The sequence below is a fragment of the Acinetobacter sp. CIP 64.2 genome, assembly GCF_000369645.1.
Classification (GTDB): domain Bacteria; phylum Pseudomonadota; class Gammaproteobacteria; order Pseudomonadales; family Moraxellaceae; genus Acinetobacter.
Genome location: NZ_KB850122.1, coordinates 279,577 through 298,279, shown reverse-complemented (window position 1 = coordinate 298,279; position 18,703 = coordinate 279,577). Strand labels below are relative to the sequence as shown.

Annotated in this window: 16 protein-coding genes; 3 read left to right on the top strand and 13 right to left on the bottom strand. The window is 42.2% G+C overall.

The genetic code is table 11. The features are described from left to right. Nucleotides 1-19: 19 nt before the first annotated feature. Entirely contained in the window at nt 20-883 is an 864-nt protein-coding gene (locus tag F895_RS09695) for a DMT family transporter (RefSeq protein ID WP_005241267.1), read from the bottom strand. A 122-nt stretch (nt 884-1,005) separates the two neighbouring features. On the opposite strand from F895_RS09695, the gene F895_RS09700 reads away from it, so the two are divergent. Then, a complete protein-coding gene (locus F895_RS09700; RefSeq protein WP_010589757.1) occupies nt 1,006-2,403 on the top strand; it encodes an aminotransferase-like domain-containing protein in 1,398 nt (465 codons plus the stop codon). Nucleotides 2,404-2,408: 5 nt separating this feature from the next. Here the strand turns inward: F895_RS09700 and F895_RS09705 are convergent, their stop codons facing one another. The 9 genes from F895_RS09705 to F895_RS09745 all read right to left on the bottom strand — a co-directional run bounded on the left by F895_RS09705 (nt 2,409) and on the right by F895_RS09745 (nt 11,198). Then, a complete protein-coding gene (locus F895_RS09705) occupies nt 2,409-2,891 on the bottom strand; it encodes a winged helix-turn-helix transcriptional regulator (protein WP_005241263.1) in 483 nt (160 codons plus the stop codon). A 181-nt stretch (nt 2,892-3,072) separates the two neighbouring features. Beyond that, the gene (locus F895_RS09710) at nt 3,073-4,302 is read right to left on the bottom strand and encodes a molybdopterin molybdotransferase MoeA (RefSeq protein ID WP_005241261.1); all 1,230 of its coding nucleotides are present in this window, start codon (nt 4,300-4,302) and stop codon (nt 3,073-3,075) included. Then, nucleotides 4,302-5,225 carry a bifunctional molybdenum cofactor biosynthesis protein MoaC/MoaB gene (moaCB, locus tag F895_RS09715; RefSeq protein ID WP_005241260.1) on the bottom strand — a complete coding sequence of 308 codons (924 nt, stop codon included), beginning with the start codon at nt 5,223-5,225 and terminating at the stop codon, nt 4,302-4,304. The genes F895_RS09710 and moaCB overlap by 1 nt, the downstream gene beginning before the upstream one ends. Before the next feature lie 17 nt (nt 5,226-5,242). Further along, nucleotides 5,243-5,782: a molybdenum cofactor biosynthesis protein MoaE gene (locus tag F895_RS09720; RefSeq protein ID WP_005241259.1), complete on the bottom strand. Its 540-nt coding sequence runs from the start codon at nt 5,780-5,782 to the stop codon at nt 5,243-5,245. A gap of 2 nt (nt 5,783-5,784) precedes the next feature. Next, entirely contained in the window at nt 5,785-6,036 is a 252-nt protein-coding gene (locus F895_RS09725; protein WP_005241258.1) for a MoaD/ThiS family protein, read from the bottom strand. Nucleotides 6,037-6,058: 22 nt separating this feature from the next. Then, nucleotides 6,059-7,090 (bottom strand): GTP 3',8-cyclase MoaA, encoded by a 1,032-nt coding sequence (moaA, locus tag F895_RS09730; protein WP_005241257.1) that lies wholly within the window; start codon nt 7,088-7,090, stop codon nt 6,059-6,061. Nucleotides 7,091-7,374: 284 nt separating this feature from the next. After that, nucleotides 7,375-9,654, bottom strand: coding sequence for a molybdopterin-dependent oxidoreductase (locus F895_RS09735; protein ID WP_005241256.1), 2,280 nt, complete (start codon nt 9,652-9,654; stop codon nt 7,375-7,377). Nucleotides 9,655-9,672: 18 nt separating this feature from the next. Further along, the gene (locus F895_RS09740; RefSeq protein ID WP_005241255.1) at nt 9,673-10,548 is read right to left on the bottom strand and encodes a MaoC/PaaZ C-terminal domain-containing protein; all 876 of its coding nucleotides are present in this window, start codon (nt 10,546-10,548) and stop codon (nt 9,673-9,675) included. Nucleotides 10,549-10,742: 194 nt separating this feature from the next. Further along, nucleotides 10,743-11,198, bottom strand: a complete 456-nt coding sequence (locus F895_RS09745; RefSeq protein ID WP_005241253.1) for a GNAT family N-acetyltransferase — start codon at nt 11,196-11,198, stop codon at nt 10,743-10,745. Nucleotides 11,199-11,320: 122 nt separating this feature from the next. On the opposite strand from F895_RS09745, the gene F895_RS09750 reads away from it, so the two are divergent. Continuing rightward, nucleotides 11,321-12,646 carry a D-serine ammonia-lyase gene (locus tag F895_RS09750; protein ID WP_005241251.1) on the top strand — a complete coding sequence of 442 codons (1,326 nt, stop codon included), beginning with the start codon at nt 11,321-11,323 and terminating at the stop codon, nt 12,644-12,646. A 62-nt stretch (nt 12,647-12,708) separates the two neighbouring features. Here the strand turns inward: F895_RS09750 and F895_RS09755 are convergent, their stop codons facing one another. Next, complete coding sequence (locus F895_RS09755; protein WP_005241249.1) at nt 12,709-13,611, bottom strand: LysR family transcriptional regulator; 903 nt, start codon at nt 13,609-13,611, stop codon at nt 12,709-12,711. Between the two features lie 247 nt (nt 13,612-13,858). Here F895_RS09755 and F895_RS09760 point away from each other — a divergent pair, with 247 nt between their 5' ends. Beyond that, nucleotides 13,859-15,004 carry a YbfB/YjiJ family MFS transporter gene (locus F895_RS09760; protein WP_010589761.1) on the top strand — a complete coding sequence of 382 codons (1,146 nt, stop codon included), beginning with the start codon at nt 13,859-13,861 and terminating at the stop codon, nt 15,002-15,004. Nucleotides 15,005-15,029: 25 nt separating this feature from the next. On the opposite strand, the gene mobA is transcribed toward F895_RS09760, so the two are convergent. Both mobA and F895_RS09770 read right to left on the bottom strand, forming a co-directional pair. Further along, on the bottom strand, nt 15,030-15,656 hold the full coding sequence (mobA, locus tag F895_RS09765) for a molybdenum cofactor guanylyltransferase (RefSeq protein ID WP_005241245.1): 627 nt from the start codon (nt 15,654-15,656) through the stop codon (nt 15,030-15,032). Then, nucleotides 15,653-18,433 carry a nitrate reductase gene (locus tag F895_RS09770; RefSeq protein WP_005241244.1) on the bottom strand — a complete coding sequence of 927 codons (2,781 nt, stop codon included), beginning with the start codon at nt 18,431-18,433 and terminating at the stop codon, nt 15,653-15,655. The genes mobA and F895_RS09770 overlap by 4 nt, the downstream gene beginning before the upstream one ends. Nucleotides 18,434-18,703 lie beyond the last annotated feature (270 nt).

The following is an 18,703-nucleotide window of genomic DNA, read 5'->3' as shown; positions in this document are numbered from 1 at the left end:
CTATGTATATGCATGAGCATCATGCATATTTTTTGGCGAAAGCAACACAAAGGATTACTGCAACCGTCACGACGAACATCGCTGCACTGACTTGTTCATGCAATAAGACAGCCGCAATCGCCAAACCAAAGATAGGTTGCAGCAGTTGTAACTGACCAACTGTGGCAATCCCCCCTTGTGCCAAGCCCTTATACCAGAAGAAAAATCCGATCAGCATACTGAATAAAGACACATAAGCTAAACCTAGTTTTGCCGATGTTGAAACTCCAGCAAAGTTTACAGGCATATACAAATAAGAGAGCAGTAGCATGATCGGCAAGGTAATAATCAACGCCCAGCAAATGACTTGCCACCCCCCTAAATGTTTCGATAGCTTACCCCCTTCGGCATAACCAAAAGCACAAAGCAAAATCGCCAAGAGCATGAACGTGTCACCATAATTAAATGCCCAGCTCCCTGTTTGAATCAGCATATAACCACAAACCAGCATCCCACCTAAAATAGCGAATAACCAAAAAGCTAAATTTGGTCTTTCTCCACCTCTTAACACGCCAAAAATCGCAGTTGCCAGTGGCAATAAACCCACAAAAACAATGGTATGTGCAGCACTAACATATTGAAGTGCCAAAGCCGTAAACAGTGGAAAGCCAACCACCACTCCCAGTGCAACATAAAATAATGGCAGCCAATCTTTGCGCTCGGGTATCTGCTGACGCGATAATAAAATCAAGGCCAAACCAAGTAGTCCAGCAATCGCAGCACGGGCAGCTGTTAAAAAGGTGGGACTAAAATCCATGACTGCAACACGTGTTGCAGGTAACGACCCTGCGAAAATAATTACACCAATCAGACCATTGAACCAGCCGCTATTTAAAGTTTTCATTTATTTTCTCCAAATCCACATGGAGAATTTAAACTGTGATATGGTTTAAATACCACACACAGTACAGTACAATTTCAAATAACTGTATTGGTTATTTTACCCATACAGTTAAAGATGCTCTCATGAAAAGTACTAAAATTGATTTTGTAATCCAACATATTCAGGAACAAATAAAAAACCGCTCATTACTACCCGGCTCACGTTTACCCTCAGTCCGTGCTTTGGCTGCTGTACTTCATCTATCTGTCTCAACAATCGTTGAAGCCTATGAACGCCTTGCTTCTCAAGGCATTATTGAGGCAAAAACAGGTTCAGGTTTTTTTGTTGCAGGACCACTTGCACCTTTATCCATCTCTGAAATTCATCCAAAAATCGATCGGAGTATCGATCCACTCTGGATTTCAAGACAAGCCCTCGAAGCAAAACAAGGAGTTTTAAAACCGGGCTGCGGTTGGTTACCTGATGACTGGATGCCACATGAAAATATCCGTAAAGCCATTCGTAAAGTATCCAAAGCTCCTTCAAGCACTTTGACGAATTATTCAACGCCATTAGGCCTAGCACCTTTACGTGAGTTACTCTCACGCAGAATATTAAGCAAAGGTATTGAAGCACAGCCCAATCAAATTTTATTGACCGACTCAGGCACACAGGCAATCGATTTAATTTGTCGTTATTTTCTCAAACCGAATGATGTGGTTTTAGTGGATGACCCTTGTTATTTTAACTTCCATGCATTGCTTAAAGTTCATCAAATCCAAATCATTGGTGTGCCTTACACGCCTGCAGGGCCTGATCTGGAGGCTTTTGCTCAAGCCATCAAAATCCATAATCCACGCCTCTACATTACCAACTCAGGTATTCATAATCCAACGGGAGCGGTATTAACCGCATCAACAGCGTATCAAGTCTTAAAACTGGTTGAACAGTCTAATCTGGTGGTGATTGAAGATGATATTTTTGCAGATCTAGAACGACATAGCGCCCCTCGTCTGGCCGCATTAGACGGCTTATCCCGTGTCATTCATATTGGTAGTTTTTCTAAAACATTATCAGGTTCTGCCCGTACGGGCTATATTGCAAGCCAATCAGAATGGATCGAGGACTTGGCTGATATCAAAATCGCAACCTGTTTTGGGGGTAATAACCTCTCTTCAGAAATTCTGTATGCCGCATTGACCGATGGTAATTACCGTAAATACCTAGAAGAGCTAAAAATACGTTTGGCCAAAGCAATGGACGCAACAGTCAAGCAACTTGAGAAACTCGGAATCAACGCATGGGTTAAACCATCCGCTGGCATTTTCTTGTGGTGTAATTTACCTGAACATTTTGATACCGCGCGGATTGCACAACACTGCCTAGAACATGGCGTTATTTTAGCGCCAGGCAATGCGTTTAGCCAAAGTCAGAATTTTAAGAATTTTATTCGTTTTAATGTAGCACAATCACTTGAGCCTAAAGTCTTTGAGGTTCTATCCCATGCCATTCAGCATGAAATAGAACAACAAAGGCGATAAGCAAATCATGCTGTTTTCTGCTTTTGTTCAATAAAGGCAAAATAGCCTGGACCTGCCGCTACGCGCACATCTTTAGCGTGAATCGGTTGATTACATTCAGAACAGACCACTTTGGGATTAACTTTTCGCCCGCAACTTTTATGCGTAAATTCAACGGGTTTACCTAACCCCATATCCATCCACTTATCGGCCCATTGCACCATAGAAAGAATAATTGGATAAAGGTCTAAGCCCTTATCTGTGAGTTGATATTCAAAACGCTCCTGACGATCGACATAAGGTACTTTGGTTAAAATCCCATGCTCAACCAAGCGCTTTAAACGCTCTGAAAGTACATGCCGCGTCAGCCCCAGACTGCGCTGAAAATCATCAAAGCGACGTATACCCATAAATGCATTTCGCAAGATGAGCATTGTCCAACGATCACCCAACACTGAGAGCGTCCTCGCCACTGAACATGGCTGGTCGCCAATTTCATCCCATTTCATTATTATCACCTAATCATTTTTTTAAAGTTTTATTTAAAAGACATCAATGTCTTGAACCGTCATGTTTAGAAACTAAACAATATAAAATATACACTAAATCACCTTATCCATCAGATGCAATATTGGCACTAGGCTAAAAGTACCAATATTCAGTCATTTTACATAAATTCATCAAAACAATTTAGTTATGAATGAATAGCCCAGCAAGGATTTGTCCTGCTTCCAGTTTGGTATTGGCGGGGATACGGACCAGACTATTGGCCTGCATTAAATTACTCAACATATGCGATTGCTGTTTCGCCAAGCTTTGGAACTTGAGTTGCCCTTGATCAAAATAAGCCTGCATTCTTAAAAAACGTTCACGTGCATCCGATTTTAAATCATGAGTGAGCACACCGCTCAACCATTGCAAGGGCTGGCGTTGGTTTTGCAAGGCATCTAATAAAGCTTTGCCATAGACTTGCATACACACATACACCGCTGCTGGATTACCCGGTAAACCCAATAAATAGCAACTATGATCTTGATCTGTATACTCAGCAAAGAACAGTGGCTTACCCGGTTTTTGCTTCACTTTCCAGAAGATTTGTTCAAAACCCGTTTCAAAAGCGCATGGACGAACAAAATCATAATCGCCAACGGAAACACCACCCGTTGTAATGATCAGATCATATTGCTGTTTTAGGCGCTCAAAACATTGCGTGACTTGCTCAGCCTCATCGGCAATATGCAAAATTTCCGCATCGATGCCATAGTCTTGCAACCAAGCTTTTAATAATGGCCCATTGGCATCAAACACTTTCCCTGTCTGCAAATCTTCAGGCGTTTCTGCAACTTCATCCCCAGTAATGATCACAACCACTTTCGGTGCTTGAAACACGTCGATGCTTCGTACCCCTGCCATACTGAGTGCTGCAAGTGCACCAATATTGATGCGCTGCCCAACATCTGCCAGTTGCTGACCTCGTTGCACTTCTTCACCGACAAAACGGATATCCGCTTGCGCTGAAATATGTTCAGTCAATCGAATGGTTTGATTGGTTTCAACGGCGACAATTTCTTGTCGAGCAACATGTGTTGTTCCATCTGGTATCTTGCCACCAGTAAAAATACGAATCGCTTGCCCGTCTTGGAGCTGATGATCAGATTCACTGCCTGCCTTAATTTCACCCATCACGTCATATACCGTGTCCAGAAGATTCTCAACTGAACTATTCAGGGCATAGCCATCCACTGCGCTTTGCGAAAAACTCGGTAGATTGACATTGGAGTTGATCGATTTGGCTAAATAACGATTTAGTCCATCGGCTAAAGGCAATGTCTCAATTTTTAAAGCTTTAGGTTGGGTTTGCACCAATGCTAATGCTTCATCAATACTGATCAGACCTTTTTCGGCACCACATCCTGACATTATTCATAACCTCCCGGATGGGGTAGATCACGACAGACATCAAAAATATGCACCAAAGCTGGTAAAATTGCCGCCATGGATTCGCTTGCGCCGCCACGGCTTCCCGGTAAGGTCACCACCAATGAACGGTCAATAAACCCGGCAACACCGCGAGACATCGCCGCATAAGGTGTTCGTTTTTGCCCAAATGAGCGTGCTGCCTCCATTAGGCCATCAAGTTTGCGCTCCAATAGTGGCTCTAGGGTATCCACGGTAATATCGCGCTTGCCAATACCTGTTCCACCTACTGTCATAATACAGGCATAAGATTTGGTCAGTTCCAGAACCAGATCTTTAAGCTGATCAGCTTCATCTGGCAAGATTTGATAATGAATTGGATCAAAGCCCGCTTCAGTCAAAGTTTCTACAACCGATTTACCTGCAGTATCGGGTTTACGACCTGCAGCAACCGTATCTGACAGTACAATTACTGCTGCTGAGACAGGTTGACGTAAAGTACGTTTAAAATGTGATTTACCACCTTTTTTCTTCAGCAATTTGCACTGATCTAAGCATAGCTCTTCAGGTTCACAATGCGGCTTAAGCATGTCATACAGTGTTAAACCCGCTAGGCTTGCAGCGGTTAGCGCTTCCATTTCCACGCCTGTAGGGCCAATCGTCTCAACCGTCGTCAGAATCACCACATGATCATCATGTAGGTCATAATCAACATCGGCGCGGTAGATCGGTAATGGATGGCAGAGTGGAATCAGCTCATCCGTACGTTTAGCCGCTAGAATCCCTGCAATACGAGCCGTTTTTAAGGCATCACCTTTTTCAGTATTGCCATCTCGGAGTAACTGAATGCAATGCGCAGGGGCATGTAAAATCGCTTGTGCTTCTGCAACACGATAACTCTCGGGTTTCATCCCAACATTTTTCATTTTAACTTCCTGACGCTTTATTCGTGTGTATGCTCATGGCTACAATTTTCATGGTGATGCTCGGGTAAATCCCTCTTTAATAAAGGGGGACTTAGGGGGATTTTCGCTTGAACATTATCGGTTTGATCTTTACGAATACAGCAACCTTCCACATATTGACTGGTTCCATCCATAAAAAATTCTTCTTTCCAGATCGGCACTTCATGTTTGACCCGCTCAACCGCCTCTTCACAGGCTTGAAAAGCTTCACGGCGATGTGCTGCGTAGGCTATGGCAATAATCGCCGTTTCACTGACATCCAGATAGCCAATCCGATGCATCACCCGAACATAAGAGACCTGATATTTTTCTTGGATTTGCTGTTCAATCTCACGAATCATTTTCTCAGCAACAGGTGTATAAGAGGTATATTTTAAGGCTTTAACCGCTTTACCTTGATGGTGATTGCGAACCGTACCAATAAAAATATCAACCCCACCACATTCTGGAAAAGACTGAATCGGATCAAAAGAATCAAGGCTTAGAGCCTGATCTTGTACTCTGGCAAATTCACGCATGTTTAACCTCCCGCTACAGGTGACAACAACACCAAGGTACAGGAATTTTCTAAAGCAGTTTGGCGTGTAATAATATCTTCGCCTATCGCACACGCGCATTTTTCCATGGCATGATTCGCCTCTGGGTAAAGTGTCACAATATGTGCCAATACATCTTTGACCATTCGGTCTGCTGCAAACTCAAATGCCAGCGGCTTTGGTAATAACCTTTCGATTGCCCCAAACGCTTCTATTTTAATCTCAATGGTTTGCATATGTTCTCCAGACCACTTTTATTTAACCACCCAGCATATGCATGCTGATTTTACGTGCTTGTTGATGCTGTAGTGCATGATAGCCTTTGGCCTTATGCCAAATATAAGGCTTAATTTTCTGATCAAGCTGTTGTAATGCGTGCTGTTTAATATCCGGATTGGACTGCTTAGCGGCTTCTAAATCAGCTTTGATATTAAGCCCCTGTTGTGCAAACAAACAATTATAGAGTTCACCCTGAGCGGTCAAGCGGATCCGATCACAATCGCCACAAAAAGAATGCGTGATGGTTGAAATGATGCCCAACTGATATTGACCATCCAGCTGGTAAATCCGTGCAGGTTCATGCTGTTGTTGCAAGACTTGAATAGCATAATAAGGTTTGAGTTGCGCTAGGATTTCCGCCTCACTCACCACTGATTGATTGGTCCAGTGCTGATCGCCATCCAGCGGCATAAACTCAATAAAACGTAATGGAATGTTATGCTGCTTTGCCCAGCGTACCATCGGCAAAATCTGGTCATGGTTTTGCCCCTGCATCAAAACACAATTGATTTTGAATGGAAGCCCTACCTTTTTTGCTGCTTCAATACCATTCAGTACAGGCACAATATCTTTTTTAGTCAGTTGTTTAAATTGAATCGGGTCAAGACTATCCAGACTGATATTCAGATCATCCAAGCCAGCTTGCTTCAATTGTTCCGCATACTTCGCTAAATAATGACCATTGGTGGTGATTGAAATGCGTTTGAGTCCCATAGCCCTGAAGGCCTGTAAATCCCGAATAAAATGCACCACACCTTGACGCATAAGGGGTTCTCCCCCTGTGATACGAATATTTTCAATCCCTTGTTGAACCATATATTTGCAAAATATTAATAAGGCTTCAAAACTCAGTAAATCGTGCTTTTTCATCCATTGCGGATGCTCAGGCATACAATAAACGCATTTAAAATTACAGCGATCCGTCACCGAAATCCGTAACTTACGCTTAATACGACCATACTGATCTTGCAAGATCGGTAAGCTCGTTTCAGGTCTCTCATGCTTCATCATACGCACTCATTTTGTGAATCTTTTACTGGGTTTAGCACAGCTTCTGTGCATCCTTGTTGTACGCATCACAGTGAATTATTTTTATAGCAATAATTATTCCAATCCCATAGCAACTTTATGATGATATTACTTATTTAATTGAATCAGTCAGTTTCAATCTACAAAGAAAAATAGCATCTGTCAGCATATTTTTGTTCAGTTTATATTGCACCCATTGCAAACATGATTTAAGCAACATGTAAGAATTTGGTGCATTTCAACAGAAATATCAATAGGCTAATGGTCTAAATTGTGAGCCGCTCCAAACGTACAGGCACATATTTATGATAGGGTGTCTTGGATAATGGATCACAATGTTGAGAAGAAGTAAGACGATTCAATTGTGGCCCAATCGGCTCTCCGCCCCGATAGCGCAATCCATATCCATGCGGTAACGACACCACGCCTTTCCGCATGCCCTCATCAAGTTCGACCGTGACCTGAATCTTGCCGTGCTCAGAAATACAGTGCAGCATCTGTCCTGTTTCGACCCCAAAAGTCTGCGCATCTTCAGGATTGATTCTTAAACGTCCTTCCGCATCGACTTTACGCCAAGCAGGATCACGATAAATTTGATTGGCGTTATAACTACGACGTTCACCCGCGAGCAAAATAAAGGGATATGCATCAGTTAAAGTCAAAGACTGTTGTTTTAACTGAGCTAACTCGATAAACATTTCAGGAATTGCCAAACGAATTTTCTTATCTTTATAGGCGATCAGTTCCCAAACATCAGCATAGTCATGTTGTGATAACACCACGCCCGAGCGTTGCTGCAAAATGTTCTGGAATAACTTAACACCTAGGTTTAAACGATTGCCAACATAGCCTGCTTGCTTTACCGCTTGGTAATGTTGAGCTGCATATTGCATACATAAGGGTAATAGCAAGGCAGTTGATGCAGCATCATTCGGCAACGTTTTGCCTAAGGTGCGATATACAATGGATGCCGCATAGGGAATTAACTTTTTATTTTTCGCAAAACTGATACCTAGCGCACCGAAATAGGCAAGATACGCGGTATTGGCCGAATCTTTTTCTGCAATTTTACTCAATATCGGAAATTGTTTAGGAATGACCTGCATGGCTTCGAGCAGACGGGTATAGATTTCCGCTTCAGGCAGGTTATTACCTTGTGCCTTAAATAAGGGATGGCGTAAATGAAAGCCATTCTTCGGAAATTCCAGATTAAATCCTGTAAATTCCCACTTTTCAAATTGACTATGTGCAGGTAACACATAATGCGCCATCCGCGCTGTTTCAGTCATGGCCACATCGACCACCACCAAGAGCTCTAAGGACTGAAAAGCCTGTTCATAAGCGGCAGTATCGGGATAGGTCAATAAAGGATTACAGCTATCTACAAACACCGCACGAACTCGCTTTTCCCCTGCTTTTAGAATCTCATCAGGTAAAATATTCGGAGGAAAGAAGCCTGAAATCGGGAACATTTTGTGGTGTACGGTACGGCGATATTTAGGATTACGTTCATCGGTATTACTGAGGATTGGAATAAACATGGTATGCAGATTATTGCCGCCTTGTTGACCAAAATTCCCTGTGAGCAAATATAAAAGTTTCTCCAGATAACCATTTAAAGTGGTATTTAAGGTATGTTGAATACCGAGATCAATTCGGACACAAGCACGTTGTGCCTTGGCAAAATCACGCGCAATCTGATAAATCAGTTCTACGGAGACATCGGCTTTTTGGATATATTCTTCAATTGGAACCGCTAAGAAGGCTTGTTTGACCTGATCAAAGCCGTGCGTATGTTGCTGAATAAATTGTTGATCATACAATCTTTCTTGCAGCATGATTGCAATCATGGCGGACATCAGATAAGCATCAGTTCCTGGTTTTAATTGCACATGGATATCAGCTTGTTTAGCGGTTTCGGTCACACGTGGATCAAACACCACCATGGTTCGATTCGGATCTTTTTTAATATGTTTTAAAGTGTCTCGTGCATTTGGAATCCCATGCGCCTGAAAAGGATTAGTGCCAATAAACAGCACATAATCTGCATGCTCTACATCTTCGGTGGTATGACACGCTTGGCTGCCAAACAAACGACCATTGACCCAGAAATCGCCCGTTTTTTCCTGCGCCAAAGAATTATAGGAATAAAAACTTTTCATGGCATAGAGCAACTGACGACCATAAGCAGCACCTAAATGATTCCCCTGACCACCACCACCTACAGATGCAAAGGCAGTTCCGCCATGGCTATTTCGAATTTGTACAAGCTGCTCAGCAATTTCCTGAATGGCGTGTTCCCAGCTAATCTCTTTAAATGAACCATCTGCCTGACGTTTTAACGGTGAAGTTAAACGATCAGCATGTTGTTGGTAATGCTGCAAACGTGCGGCCTTCTGGCAGATATAGCCTTGCGAGAAAGGATGCTGATCATCACCTTTAATCTTCTTAAACTGGTTATCTTCAATTTCTACACTGAGTCCACAATTGCGTGAACACAAAATACAAGCGGTTACATCCTGTCTTGCTGCTGTAAGCGTCGTCATTGCTCTCACCTTATTATTTTATGAATATTGGCCCATTAAGCAGATTTGCCCTGCTGAACTAACAACACGGAGATACTTTTGTTCCTGCTCAGTACTGGTTTCCACGCAGTTATGTTCTGAAGGAAGTTTGACCGGTTTTAGGAAGCGGACATCAATTTGCTGAATCGGTTCTGGCAGTAATTCAAAACTACGTGCAAACACCCCAAAGCCATGCAGCACTTTTTGACCAAAGTTTGACAGTTTGGCTAATGGTGTAACCCAGTGAATCGGATTGAAGTCTCCTGTGAGTAAGGCAAATTTCAAACCATCATCTGAACGAGCCGACCATTCGCCAAGTGTATGCCAAAGCTTTGTGTCTGCGGTGTCCAAGCGCTTGGTTTTTTCAAAATGAGGCAGAATAAAAGCCATATGTAGTAGCGCTTCCACCAGTTCAGGTTCAGCAATCGTACCTGTGGTAATTTGAACTGAAACACGTGCCAAACCATTACGTCCATCTACCTGTGCGATCTTGGCTTGAATCATGAGTTTTTCTGTTCTTGGAATCTTGCCGTGAATTTTCAGACTGACGCCCTGATTGATCACTTGACTCAATGGATAATGCGTTTGGAGCAATAATCGCGTCGTAAAGGATAGTCCCCATTGTGACACCATATGTGGTGGAATTGAGTCATGATATTTATCAGGCTCAGCGCCACTCCATAGGATGTAATGTTCAATCAAATCTTGACTCGGCGCATCAATCACTTCATTAATCGATGCTAATGACTGCCAGTCAACTGGAGCAATCTTTGTTTTTTTAAGACTGCGTAAGCCTATTTTTCCAAGTCCTGCCAAAGTTGCCTGATGCTCAAATAAGAATTGCAATGGAATCTGTTGGTAGCGAATCGCAAACATATGAAACTCCTGTTCCTTTTATTTTTCTCAGTTCTCAAACCATAGTTGGGTTAATTCTAGTCCTGATTAGACAAGCCTGATCTGGTCAAAAACCAATTAAGTTCCAAAATAGAACTCATTTAATTAAAGGTCAAGTACATTAACCAGAAATTAACAACAAATAATCAGGTAATGCTAAGGCCTATTTTCCAACCTTAAATTTTTACATGGAGCAACATCTCATAAGCCACTATTCTTTCATTTTCAGTGACCACATCAACTACTTTAAAATTATGTTTTTTATAGAAATTAAGCGCTGTCAAAGTAGACTCTAAAAATATCGTCTGAATATGATTAGTTTTGCAATACTCAATCAGATACTTTAAAAGCTTTTCACCAATGCCCTGATTTTGAAAACCAGGTAATATGTAATTTAGAAATAAATTCCCATGTCTAGACATACATATAAATCCAACCACTTTTCCTGAAAAGCAATATAAAAAACAAATATTATTGTTAATCCACTCACCTATATTCGCTTCAGTTTTATTTTCTAACCAATGCTGAATAATCGTGGCATCATCCCTATGATCAAGCGTACAAGAGAGAATACTTTGTTGTATAACGTTAACAACTTCAAGTGAATGTTCATTTGTCGCAGATATAATCACTACTCACCTCTTATCTATAATAAGATTTATGACTATGACGGAGTTCACGATCAATACAACATCAATAATAAGTTTTCTAAACTGTACGAACCCACATTAATTTAAACTTTTTGAGTACCTGTATGCAATTAGATCAAATTCAAGACCTCGTAACACGCTACCCTATTGTTAAAGACCTGATTGAACTTAAAGAAAGCATCTGGTTTAACCCTGAGTTTACGACACTTGAACAGGGCTTGCCCTATGTGGGTCTTAATCAATCTGATATTGATGATGCCCGTGACCGCTTAGCACGTTTTGCCCCCTACTTGATGGCTGTCTTTCCGGAAACGCTTGCAACTCAAGGCATTATTGAATCGGAACTAAGCACAATCCCAAATATGCAACAGTCGCTTGAAATGTGCTTCGATCAGAAAATTACAGGCAAACTCTGGCTGAAAAAAGACAGCCATCTTCCAATTTCGGGATCAATTAAAGCACGTGGTGGTATTTATGAAGTGCTTTATCGGGCTGAGCAACTTGCACTACAAGCCAATCTGCTTAGCGTTGAAGATGATTACACAAAGCTAGACAGCCCCGAATTTAGAGATTTTTTTAGTCAATACTGCATCGCGGTCGGTTCTACAGGCAATCTAGGACTTTCGATTGGCATTATGAGCGCAAAATTAGGCTTTGATGTGACTGTGCATATGTCAGCCGATGCCCGCCAATGGAAAAAAGACAAGTTACGCGCTCATGGTGTAACGGTAATTGAATACGAGCAAGATTATGGTGTTGCAGTAGAGGCTGGCCGAAAAGCAGCATTAGAAAATCCAGATTGTTTTTTTATTGATGATGAAAATTCCAAAACATTATTCTTAGGCTATGCCGTTGCGGGTGAACGTTTAAAAAAACAATTGGATCAACAGCATATTATTGTCGATCAAGATCATCCTTTATTTGTTTATTTACCTTGTGGTGTGGGTGGTGGACCGGGTGGTGTCGCTTTTGGCTTAAAAATGGCCTTTGGCGATCATGTGCATTGTATCTTTGCCGAACCCACCCATTCGCCTTGTATGTTACTTGGTGTAGCCACTGGTTTACATGATGAAATTTCCGTTCAGGATATTGGCATTGACAATATTACCGCGGCAGATGGTCTCGCTGTGGGCCGTGCTTCAGGTTTTGTCGGCCGTGCCATGCAACGCTTATTAGATGCTTTTTATACATTGGATGATCAAACCATGTATCGCTTACTAGGAATGCTTAACCAGTCTGAAAATCTACAACTCGAACCTTCTGCACTCGCAGGGATGTTAGGCCCAATTCTCGTGAGCAAACATCAAGCTTATATAAACTTGCATCAATTTACTCAACAGCAGTTACAACATGCCAATCATATTGTATGGGCAACGGGTGGCGGAATGGTTCCTGTAGAAGAAATGCAAAATTATCTGGCGAAAGCATGAACATCGCCTAGCCCAATCCGTAGAATAAACAGAGAAGTGGCATTTCTCTGTTTTCTTTTCGATCAGCTCAGATTTACTTCCGACTTTGGCTGGATCATTATTTTTAAATGTCTAAAGAAATGATGCATATTGGTTGCCCATGTGCTCATATCACGATGCGCAATCAGATAGGTATTGATCTGAGCTGTGGCTGAATCGATGGGATGAATTTTCACACTTTGAGCAAAATGGGATTGCTGTACATAGCTCATCGGCAAAATTGCGAGGCCAACACCTAGACTGACACAGCTGATAATGCCATCTAGACTACCCATTTCAATCACATTGGCTGCGGGCAAATGATGGACAGATAAGAACTGATCAATGGCTTTGCGATAACTACAGCCTTGCTTAAAGGCAATGAACCTCTTTTGAATCAGATCCTCATTTGTAAGTCGTTCAGGTGCATGTGTTGAGGAAATCAGCACCAATTGCTCAGTCCATACATGTAAATTAAACATCCCATCAATCGGTGCATGATGTGCTACAAAGGCACAATCTAGCTTGGATGCACTTACTAAATCAATTAAATCTCGTGTGGGTGCAGTCAATAATGCAAAAGGAAAATCTGGACTGTGCTGTTGTAAATCGCGGAATAATGATGGCAGTCGAACTGCTGCCGTGGTTTCCATACTGCCGATTTGCAAAGGCAGATTGGCTGCAAGATGATGATTGGAAAAACTATCCAACAGCTCTTTTTGTAGATGCAGCATTTTTTCAGCATAACCATACAACTGCTGCCCAGCTCTGGTGAGTTGAATTGGGTTCTGCCGATGTAGCAATTCGACATTCAATTCTGTTTCCAGTTTTTTGATATGACTGGTGACATTGGATTGTACCGTATAAAGCGATTTTGCTGCCTCGGAAAAACTCCCTAGCTTCACTACCATCATAAAAATTTCTAAAGACTTAATCTGCATCGCCATCACTATTAGAGATAGTTGGTATCAATTCAAATCATTTTACATGATTCATGACACTTGTTTAAATATTCCTTGATTTCTCAAAACTCAAAGATGATTTAAATAATGAGTGGTTCTAAACTTCTATTTTTGATCTGTATTTTAAGTTTCTTTAGCTATGGACTTTATTTACTGGACTACAAATTTCTTGCCAAGGCACCACCTCTAGAACACATGCGTCATAGCGACTAAGGGTTGAAGTAAACCCGCCATGACAGATCTGGGAAAAAACAACAACAGCTCACTACAATCAGCAATCTGTGCCGCGCTGGTTATGGCGATTGGCATGGGTTTCGGACGCTTTGCGTTTACTGCGGTCTACCCGCATATGATTGATGAAGGTATCGTCAATCTACAGCATGCCAGTTTGGCTGCTTCTGCAAACTATGCAGGCTATCTGTTCGGTGCTTTATTTGCGGTCAAGATTAAATCACAGCAGAGCTATCTCAGTAGTATTATTGCCACAGTGGGTACCGCACTTTGTCTGATTCTGCTCAGTTGTATTAATACGATTAGCCTAATTATCTTGATTCGTGGTCTGGCGGGCATTTTTAGCGCCTTTGCCATGGTGTCAGCCTCATTATGGCTGCTTGAACAGCAGAGACAAACACATCAAGCCCCTATTTTATATGCTGGGGTTGGGCTCGGGATTGCACTCTCTGCCGAGCTTTTGGTTTTTGGTACGCATCTGGGTTGGCACAGCAAAATACTGTGGTTATTGCTCGGTATATCCAGTTTGGTTCTTGGCTGCATCGCAACGTTTGGTTTATCGCGGGCTCAACCCAATGCGATTTCAGCTCAAGATACATTCAAGGCCAATAGAAAAATCCCCCATGCCTACGCTTTGATTATCATTTATGCCTTGGCGGGTTTTGGCTACATCATTACCGCAACCTATTTACCATTGTTAGTCAAAAATGCACTTCCCAATATTAATGCAGCACAAATCTGGGCAATCTTTGGCTTGGGTGCGATTCCTTCCTGTTTTTTCTGGCATCGTCTCCATCAAAGTTTTGGTACACAAGTCGCCTTATCCTCAAACTTAGGTTTACAGGCTTTCGGTGTAGTCTTGCCAATTATTCTACCAACAACTTTGGGTTATTTGCTCAGTGCATTTTTGGTCGGGGCAACCTTTATGGGTACTGTCACAATTGCCATGCCCATCGCACAGCGAATCGCCCGTCAAACACAAAATAATTTAATTGCCCTGATGACGGTTGTCTATGGCATAGGTCAAATCATTGGCCCAATGGTGTCAAACGCTTTATTTTCTATTCATCATACCTTCAACAGTTCATTACTTGTTGCATGTTGTGCTTTATTGATTGCTACAGCAATCAGTCTAAAAGCGACCTAATTGAATGGTATAAGTTAAGCAGAGATTAGTCTGAAAACATTTGCTTAAAGTTTTTCATTTGTTTGTATTGTTGCAATTCATCTAAAGAGTTAATGCTATGACAGAATAGACTTTGTTTTTGAAAATGTGCAACTTGAGCATTTAGTTGCTTGAAACAGTATCGTAAGCTTAAGCGATCCTTATCAATCGCTTGTTCCAGCACAGGCAAACTGCTCCGCTTGAGCAAACAAAATGGATATAACGCATCTCCATTGATATTGACATAAGCCACTTGAGCCAGCGGCTGCTTTTGCAAAGCACGATGCAGTTTAAACACAACCTGATTGGGAATATAGGTCACATCACAAGGAATAAATAAAGCATAGTCGGCTTGCAAATGTAACCATGCACTTTTCATCCCCATCAATGGGCCTAGAAAACCCAGCTGATCATCGGCATAGCATTGAATATCAGGTTCAATTTGTTGGTAAATCGTGCAATCTCGATGGCTATTGACCCAAATATCTTGTACGTCTGCTCTTAACTTTGCACAGATCTTTGAAAGCTGAATCTGATCATCAAATTGTTGCAGTAACTTATTTAGGCCATTCATACGGCGTGCTTGCCCTCCCGCCAAAATTACCAGATCTGTAGCAGGATATTCTGTATTCATGCTTCTGCCTCCAATTGACAGGTTTTAATCAGACCACGAATCTCAGGTAAACAAGAACCGCAATTGCCGCCTGCTTTTAAACAGGCTGTAACTTGTTTTTCATGAGTAATCTTTTGTGTTTTAATGGCTTCGATAATCTTATTTTTACCCACTTTAAAGCAACTGCAGACCAAGGGTCCATCAGTATTTGCAGCAGACATCGGCATCCCTGCCAGCAAGGCTTTACGATGCATGGCACTTAATCGTTCGCGTTTAAATAGACTCGCCACCCAATCCCGATCTGGTAATAGATCAGCAGGTGCGATATATAAACTGGCAATCAGAATACCCTCTTTTAAAATTACACTATGACTGAGCTGCGATGAAATATCTTCCAGACTTAACCATTCATAGGTTTCATCGACAAAAGGCAAAAAGCTTTTCAGATTGTTTTGAGTTTGATCAAGACTCTGACGGTCGGCAAGTTCATAACGAATGGCTTTTGTCGTTTTAATCTTGGCCCACCACGCACAATTTTGCAATGAAGCTTTAATCTGATGTTCAAAGCCTTCACGCACATACAGCACGCCTTGCCATGTGGTATGGAATGGCTGAATGGCCACAGGTGTATGTTTAAACTCAGGCTCACCTGAGATCGCGTCCACCACTGGATTGACCACTTTACCAATCCGCGCATCAGAAGCGACTTGCTCAGTCCAGTGAATCGGGGCGAAGATTTGGCCACGGCGCACACCTTGTGCCAAGGTCACCCGCAACACACAACGGCCCCATTGTGATCGGACTTCCACCAAAGCTTTATCACGAATACCGAATTTTAATGCATCATTCGGGTGAATCTCGCAAAAAGGTTCAGCGCGATGCGTGGTAAGGTTTGCCGATAAACTGGTACGGGTCATGCTATGCCATTGGTCACGGATACGTCCTGTATTCAACACCAATGGATAATCTTCGGAGATGGTATGCACTGGATCAATGGCAACAGTTGGAATCAGTTTGGCTCTTTTATTTTTATGGCTAAAACTGCCTCGATCAAATAGCTGCTGCACCGCAACACTTTGACCTTTCTCCCAGACTGGCCATTGGATTGGGCGCAGATGGCTATATTCATCCAGACTTAAATTCATTAAGCCTTTTAAATTGAAATAACGGAAATTTTCAACTTGGTCACGTTGATCGACACTGGCATTTTGATAAGCTGATAAAGCCGCATGTTCATTAAAAATGTCACAGGCATGATTAAAATCAAAACCAGTAAAACCGAGTTTTTTTGCAACCTCAGCCACCGCCCACCAATCGGCTTTGGCTTGCTTTGGCGGAGTTAAAAAGGCACGTTGCCGTGAAATACGGCGTTCAGAATTGGTGACTGTGCCATCTTTTTCCCCCCAACCCAGCGCGGGTAACAATACATCTGCATAAGCCGTGGTATCGGTATCTGCACAAATATCGGAGACTACAACAAACTCACATTTTTCCAAGGCACGTTTGACTTGATCGGCATCGGGTAAGCTCACCACAGGATTGGTGGCCATAATCCAGATCGCTTTGATTTTGCCATTCTCTACCGCTTGGAATAAATCCACTGCTTTTAAACCTGCTTGCTTGGCAATCACTGGGCTATTCCAAAAATCTTGTACCAGTTTTTGATGTGAAGGATTGTCCAGATCCAGATGTGCAGCCAACATATTGGCCAGTCCGCCAACCTCTCGACCGCCCATGGCATTGGGTTGACCGGTCATTGAAAATGGCGCTGCACCTAATTTGCCAATTTTTCCCGTCAGTAAATGACAGTTGATAATGCTATTGGCTTTATTGACTCCTTGAGATGATTGATTGACGCCCATCGAAAACAAGGAGATGACTTTTTCTGTTTGAGCAAACTTATCAAAAAACAGCTGTAATTTTTCTGCGGATATTCCAGTTCGTTTGACTAAAGCATTAAAATCTTGCTCACTTTCACTCGCTGCTAACAATGACTCCAAACCTTCGGTATAGGTCTCTACAAAATGATGGTCGGTATAATCATGATGGTAAAGATGCTGAAACAGACCATTAAATAAAGCCACATCCTGACCAGGTAAAATTGGCATGTGTAAATCTGCTTGCTCGCAGGTACTGGTAAAACGAGGATCGACCACCACCACAAATAAATCAGGATTTTGAGTTTTCGCCTGCATGATGCGTTGATACAGCACGGGATGACACCATGCGGTGTTAGAACCCACCAAAACCACCATGTCAGTATGTTCAAAATCCTCATAACTGGCAGGCACAATATCCTCACCAAAGGCACGTTTATGTGCTGCAACCGCAGATGACATACATAAGCGTGAATTGGTATCAATATTGGCGGTGCCCAAATAGCCTTTAACAAACTTGTTCACTACATAATAATCTTCGGTCAGTAACTGACCTGAGACATAGAAAGCGATACTGTCTGCTCCATACTGGTCAATACAGGCTTGAAACTGGTCTGCAATTTTCTCGATAGCTTGATCCCATGTCGTCACTTGACGATGGTTTTTACGGCCAAATATAGGGTGCAACACACGAGTTTCCAAGCCTAATGTATCCGCCAAGTTGCTGCCTTTAATACACAGTCGTCCAAAGTTGGAAGGATGATCCAGATCACCCGCAACTTGTACCGTCATGCCATGGGCTTTATGTTGCACACTAACATCCACACCACAGCCAACACCACAATAGGGACATGTCGTTTTTGTAATGATTGTTCCTGCCTGATCGGAGCGACTGTGTTCTAAATTTTGAATACTGTTCATGACTGCCCCTTTTACCTAGTTAATCTTTTTAAAGATGCGTACTCTCGGGAGTCTTACCGAGTTTTCATCTTATTTTCAGGCTAAGCCTTCGGCTCGACCTACTTTTCTTTTGGGAAAAGTAGGCAAAACCATTGTCATCTGCAAAACCTGTTCTCTTCTGTCACCTATTTAGGTTCATCGCAGAAACATTTCTTACAAAAACCATGCAGGTTGCAGATGACTTTTCCGAGTATCAAACTACTTACATAGGAATTTAATCTCTTAGAAATA